Genomic DNA, 5,249 nt, shown 5'->3' on the forward strand with positions numbered 1-5,249 from the left:
ATCATGGTGGCCATCTGGCGGGCGAAGAGCATGATGTCGCGGGGCTTGATCTTGCCCATCCCGCCGCCGAAGCCGCCCTTGCGGCGCACGTTCTTGATGATGATGTTCTGGCCGGAGAGGATCCGCTCCACCTCGCCCTTCTGGGCGGCGATGATCTCGCCCCCTACCTTGCGCCCGCCGGGGCCCTTGCCGCTCCAGTTCCAGCGGTAGAGCTTGGTCTTCTGCTGGGGGCGCAGTTTCCGTGCTGTGGCCATCTGGTGCTCCCTCAATTCCCTGTGATTGTTCGCGGTGAACTCGCTAGTCCTTCGTTACCCGGTTGATCTCGGCCAGGCTGGTCAGCCCCTGCATGGCCTTCAGCAGGCCGCTGCGGCGCAGGTCCGGGTGGCCCTCCTGGCGGGCCAGGTCGCTGAACTCCATGGAGTTGCCGTTCTTCATGATCAGCTGGCTCATGGCGTGGCTGATCGGCACCACCTCGTAGATGCCCACCCGGCCCTTGAAGCCCTTGGTGCAGTGCTTGCAGCCCACCGGCTCGAAGAAGGTGGCCTGATGGATTTCCGCCTCGGAGAAGCCCTGGGCGGCCAGCGCCTCATGGGGCAGGTCCGCCGGCTGCTTGCAGTGCTTGCAGAGCTTGCGCGCTAGGCGCTGGGCGATGATCAGGCTCACGGAGCTGGCGATATTGAACGGCGCCAGGCCCATGTTGGCCAGGCGGGTCAGGGTCTCCGCGGCGGAGTTGGTGTGCACCGTGGAGAGCACCAGGTGGCCGGTCTGGGAGGCCTTCACCGCGATCTCGGCGGTCTCCAGATCGCGGATCTCGCCCACCATCACCACGTCCGGGTCCTGGCGCAGGAAGGCGCGCAGTGCGCTGGCGAAGTCCAGGCCGATCTTGGGCAGCACGTTCACCTGGTTGACCCCGGGCACCTTGATCTCCACCGGATCCTCGGCGGTGCAGATATTGCGCTCGATGTCGTTGAGCAGGTTGATGCCGGTATAGAGGGTCACCGTCTTGCCGCTGCCGGTGGGCCCGGTGACCAGTATCATGCCCTGGGGCTGGTCCAGCACCGTCTCGTACATGGCGCGCTGCTCCGGCGTGAAGCCGAGCATCTCGATGCCGAGCTGGGCCGAGGCGGGGTCGAGGATCCGCAGCACCACCTTCTCGCCGTACACCGTGGGCAGCGAGTTGACGCGAAAGTCGATGGAGCGGGTCCTGGAGAGCCGGAGCTTGATGGCGCCGTCCTGGGGCAGGCGGCGCTCCGAGATATCGAGGCGCGACATCACCTTGAGGCGTGCGGCGATGCGGGTGCGCATGGCGAAGGGCGGGTGGGCCACGTCGTGGAGCATGCCGTCGATGCGAAAGCGCACCCGGTAGCTGGTCTCGTAGGGCTCGAAGTGGATGTCCGAGGCGCCGCGGTGGATGGCGTCCAGCAGGATCTTGTTGACGAACTTGATGATCGGCGCGTCTTCGCTGGCGGCGTTGGCCGCGGCGTGGGGGTCCACCTCGCCGCTGCCCTCCTCCTCGCCGCCGTAGCCCAGCTCGCCGATGGCGTCGTCCACCCCCTTGAGCTCGTCCAGCATGCTCTTCTCGCTGGAGGCAAGGTAGCTCTCCAGCACCGGACCGAGCTGGTCCACCGGGGCCAGCACCCCCTCCGGGGTCAGGCCGGTGGCGAACTGCAGCTCGTCGAGCAGGGCGAGCGTGGAGGGGTAGGGCACCGCCACGGTGAGCCGGTGGCCGCGCTGCATCAGCGGCAGCACCTTGAGCTTGCGCAGGATTTTCTCGGGGAAGGCGTCCGCCCTGGGCAGCGTCTCCGGGCGGATGGCGTCCAGGTCCAGCATCGGCAGGCCATACTCCCAAGCCGCCGAGAGGGTGGCCTGGCGGGCGGAGACGAGCCCGGTATCGATCACGTGCTCCAGCAGCGAGACCTCGCCCTCGCGGGCTTCTTCCTCGGCGCGCACCGCGGCGGCGTGGCTGATCCGCCCGTCCGCCACCAGGCGCCGCGCCAGGCCGCGCAGGCCCGCCGTGGGATCGTGGCGGGTGCTCTGCAGTGGCGTGTCCAGGGGAGGGGCGCTCGGCGGGGTGCGGTAGTCGTTCATGGGCGCTCGCTGCGGTTGGTCGGCATCAGGCCCCCATTCTAGCCGCCCCCACCCCCGCCCGCCCAGCGCAGGACCACGCGGCTTCAACCTTTTACTGGGCAAATCTCGTACTGTCAGGGGGTTAATCGGGCACAGGCTCCTGATAATCACAGACTCTCATTTCCAACCCTAAACCCTCACTTTGTTATGCTCCGGCGGAGGCTTGAACTTGTCGTAATCGGGGACAGACCCCCATTTCCCACCTAGCCTAGCCTGAAGCAGTACCACCAGCGGTCGGCAGAGATGCCGGCCGCTGGTGTTTTTGTAGCCTCCTGCTTGCCCCTTGCCCCTTGCCCCTTGCCCCTTCTCGCAGGCGTGGCGAACCTTGCGGCTTGCCTGAGGTCCCAGTATGGGATAAGTTGAGCCCATGAGAATTATCGCTGTCAAGAATCTGCGCGATTTCTGGGAGCGACACCCCGGTGCCAAGGCTCCTCTGGAGGCCTGGATCGATGAGGTGAAGCATGCCGTCTGGAAGGATGCGCACGACATCAAGGCCAAGTACCGAAGTGCCAGCACGGTCGGCAGCAAGCGCGTCGTCTTCAACATCAAGGGCAACGACTATCGGTTGATCGTGTCTGTCGCCTACCGCTTCGGTGCGGTCTACGTCAAATTCATCGGCACCCACGCGGAATACGACAAGGTGGATGCTGCCACCGTGGAGATGGAGTGAGTCATGGAAATTCGCCCGATTCATACCCAGGACGACTACCAGGCTGCACTGCGTGAGGTGTCAGCCTACTTCGACAATGAGCCCGTGCCCGGCACCGAGGAGGGCGATCGCTTCGAGATCCTCATGACGCTGGTGGAGGCCTTTGAGGCCAGGCACTTTCCCGTGGATCTGCCGGATCCGATCGAAGCGATCAAGTTTCGCATGGAGCAGGAAGGGCTGACGGCAAAAGACCTGGAGCCGGCGATTGGTCGTAGAAACCGCGTCTATGAGATCCTCAACGGGAAGCGCAATCTGACACTGGCCATGGTCTGGAGACTCCATGAGATGTTCGGAATTCCCGCCGAAAGCCTGATCAGGCCGCCTCGGCAGGGCTAATCGCGGCTAATCGGGCGCTAATCGGGGACAGACCCCCATTTCCACCGAGACTCAGGCCATGACCACGACGATCTACTACGATGGTGACTGTCCCTTCTGTCGGCGCTACGTCGACCTGTTGAGGCTGCGCGAGGCGGCGGGCGAGGTGTGCCTGGTGTCGCTGCGCGAGGCCCCCGAGGCCTGCCGACGGTTCGAGGCGCTGGGGATCGACCTCGATGAGGGCATGGTGGTCGAGCAGGGCGATCAGCTCTATCACGGCAGCGAGGCGGTGCACACCCTGGCGCTGATGACGACCCCGGTGGGGGGCTTCAACCGCCTCTCCTCGGCGATCCTTTCCCGTCGATGGCTGGCGCGTGGCCTCTATCCCGGCCTGCGCGCCGTCAGGAATGCCACCCTGCGGATGATGGGACGCGATGGGTTGGGCAAGTAGCCCCGGCGCATTCGTTGCGGCGCATTCGTTGCGGCGCATTCCTTCCGACGCATTCGTTCCGGGCCCTCGCCGCGCCATGGGCGTCGCCGCTCGCTTTTCTCGGCGCGGGCAATATTCCTGCCTTCGCTGATGTTGCACTGCGTCATCAGGCCTGTTATTGTGCACTGCAGCAGAGCGGGGCTCATACCGGGATCCCGTTCCAGATCATTCAGAACCGGGAGGTTCCCCTCATGACCAACGCATTCGCCTTTGACACCAAGCAGTTCGATACCGCCCAGCTCGAGTCGCTGTTCTTCGCTCCGGCCCGTGCCTTTGCCGCCCTCTCCGTGGACCTCAGCGAGAAGCTGATCACGGCCCAGCTCGATGCCGCCAAGGCCTATACCGACACCAGCGTGGCGCAGCTGCGCAGCCTGGCCGCGGTGAAGGACGCCGAAGGCCTCAAGGGCTACATGGAAGGCCAGCAGCAGGTCGCCAAGGAAATGACCGAGCGCCTGAAGGGCGACGCCGAGAAGGTCGTGGCCCTGCAGCAGGAGTTTGCCCAGGAAAGCCAGAAGCTGACCGAGAGCAGCGTGAAGCAGGTCCAGGCCAGCGTCCAGGAAGGCACCAAGGAAGCCACCGAGACCGCCACCAAGGCCGTCAAGGCAGCCGCTTCCAGCGCCAAGTAAGGCAGACAGCAAGGCTCGGGCAAACCCGGGCAAGAGGCGCCAGACCCGGCCCACGGGCCGCCAAGCGCCACACCAGCAGGCCGCCGATCCATGATCGGCGGCCTGCTGTCGTGTGGCCGATCCTCCTCGTCGAAACCGGCTCACCCTTCAGGGCGGAGTAACTGGACAGTGCAAGAGGGCGGGGCTAGAGGGCATAGCTGGAGGGGAAGGCGGGAGATGCTCAAGACGTTCAGGGGGATTGCCGTGCGCCGCGGCCAGCAAGCCGAGGAGCCGTGAGGGGCTTGCCTGATTGCCCGGCCCGGCCCGACATAAAACCCACGAAAACGCCGCGGCAGATGCCGCGGCGCTGGGGCCTTCCCTGGCATCAAGCCTGGCGGACGTTCTGGCGTCGACGCTGGGTAGAGCGGTCAGCGGCCGCCGGCCGGTTCCAGAGCGTGAGAAACCGGGCGGCGTTTCTGCTGCGCTGTCGAACCTGGCGGTTGGTGCTGGGCAGTGGCTTGTCCAGCAGGGACGGAACGCGTTCGGTCGTCATGGGGGAGCCTCCTGGCATTTTCATTTTTCGGAAAGTATTTCCAGACAATCTATCTTCGACTAAGGTCGTAGGCAAGCGTTTTTGGAAAAACTTCCTGAAAGTGTCAGCGAGTGCCCTCTCGGCTCGGCGGTTCCGAGAACCTTCGCCGCTGCCTGCGTGCGGCGGACAGTGCGCGCTATCGGGTCAAGGTCCGGCGCCGCTGTCGGTCAGGCATCGGCCCTGGGCAGGCGGGCAGTGGGCCGGCTCCAGATGGTGAGGAAGCGCTCGCCGTTGCGGGTGCGTTCCGGCTGCTGGCGCTTGGTGCGGGCGAGGGGCTGGTCCCAGATGGTGAGGATGCGCTCGCTGTTGCGGGTGCGCTCCGGCTGCTGGCGCTTGGTGCTGGTGAGGGGCTGGTCCCAGATGGTGGGGATGCGCTCGGTGGTCATGGCCGATTCTCCTGATGTTGCGTTT

General features: G+C 65.4%; 7 protein-coding genes and 1 pseudogene. 4 read left to right on the forward strand and 4 right to left on the reverse strand.

Features of this window, described 5'->3' with window-relative positions:
• Together IBX53_RS14315 and pilB are read right to left on the reverse strand one after the other, a co-directional pair.
• Positions 1–254: pseudogene (locus IBX53_RS14315) on the reverse strand (type II secretion system F family protein); the annotation flags it as partial.
• Positions 255–297: 43 nt separating this feature from the next.
• On the reverse strand, positions 298–2,088 hold the full coding sequence (gene pilB, locus IBX53_RS14320) for a type IV-A pilus assembly ATPase PilB (protein ID WP_290910515.1): 1,791 nt from the start codon (positions 2,086–2,088) through the stop codon (positions 298–300).
• A 406-nt stretch (positions 2,089–2,494) separates the two neighbouring features.
• Between pilB and IBX53_RS14325 the strand changes: the two genes are divergently transcribed.
• The 4 genes from IBX53_RS14325 (at position 2,495) to IBX53_RS14340 (ending at position 4,267) form a co-directional block, all read left to right on the forward strand.
• Positions 2,495–2,797, forward strand: coding sequence for a type II toxin-antitoxin system HigB family toxin (locus IBX53_RS14325; RefSeq protein ID WP_290910517.1), 303 nt, complete (start codon positions 2,495–2,497; stop codon positions 2,795–2,797).
• Between the two features lie 3 nt (positions 2,798–2,800).
• Complete coding sequence (locus IBX53_RS14330; RefSeq protein ID WP_290910519.1) at positions 2,801–3,172, forward strand: helix-turn-helix domain-containing protein; 372 nt, start codon at positions 2,801–2,803, stop codon at positions 3,170–3,172.
• A 58-nt stretch (positions 3,173–3,230) separates the two neighbouring features.
• Positions 3,231–3,602 carry a thiol-disulfide oxidoreductase DCC family protein gene (locus IBX53_RS14335; protein WP_290910522.1) on the forward strand — a complete coding sequence of 124 codons (372 nt, stop codon included), beginning with the start codon at positions 3,231–3,233 and terminating at the stop codon, positions 3,600–3,602.
• Positions 3,603–3,832: 230 nt separating this feature from the next.
• Positions 3,833–4,267, forward strand: a complete 435-nt coding sequence (locus IBX53_RS14340; protein ID WP_290910525.1) for a phasin family protein — start codon at positions 3,833–3,835, stop codon at positions 4,265–4,267.
• Positions 4,268–4,631: 364 nt separating this feature from the next.
• On the opposite strand, the gene IBX53_RS14345 is transcribed toward IBX53_RS14340, so the two are convergent.
• Complete coding sequence (locus tag IBX53_RS14345) at positions 4,632–4,799, reverse strand: hypothetical protein (RefSeq protein WP_290910528.1); 168 nt, start codon at positions 4,797–4,799, stop codon at positions 4,632–4,634.
• Between the two features lie 206 nt (positions 4,800–5,005).
• Positions 5,006–5,249, reverse strand: a 244-nt coding sequence (locus IBX53_RS14350; protein WP_290910531.1) for a hypothetical protein, incomplete at its 5' end; no start/stop codon positions are given.

It is taken from the genome of Halomonas sp. (genome assembly GCF_014859505.1).
Lineage (GTDB): Bacteria > Pseudomonadota > Gammaproteobacteria > Pseudomonadales > Halomonadaceae > Halomonas.

Coding starts and splice junctions, on each gene's coding strand:
- IBX53_RS14335 (WP_290910522.1), top strand. CDS start 3,231: ATGACCACGACGATCTACTACGATGGTGACTGTCCCTTCTGTCGGCGC.
- IBX53_RS14325 (WP_290910517.1), top strand. CDS start 2,495: ATGAGAATTATCGCTGTCAAGAATCTGCGCGATTTCTGGGAGCGACAC.
- IBX53_RS14330 (WP_290910519.1), top strand. CDS start 2,801: ATGGAAATTCGCCCGATTCATACCCAGGACGACTACCAGGCTGCACTG.
- IBX53_RS14345 (WP_290910528.1), bottom strand. CDS start 4,799: ATGACGACCGAACGCGTTCCGTCCCTGCTGGACAAGCCACTGCCCAGC.
- pilB (WP_290910515.1), bottom strand. CDS start 2,088: ATGAACGACTACCGCACCCCGCCGAGCGCCCCTCCCCTGGACACGCCA.
- IBX53_RS14340 (WP_290910525.1), top strand. CDS start 3,833: ATGACCAACGCATTCGCCTTTGACACCAAGCAGTTCGATACCGCCCAG.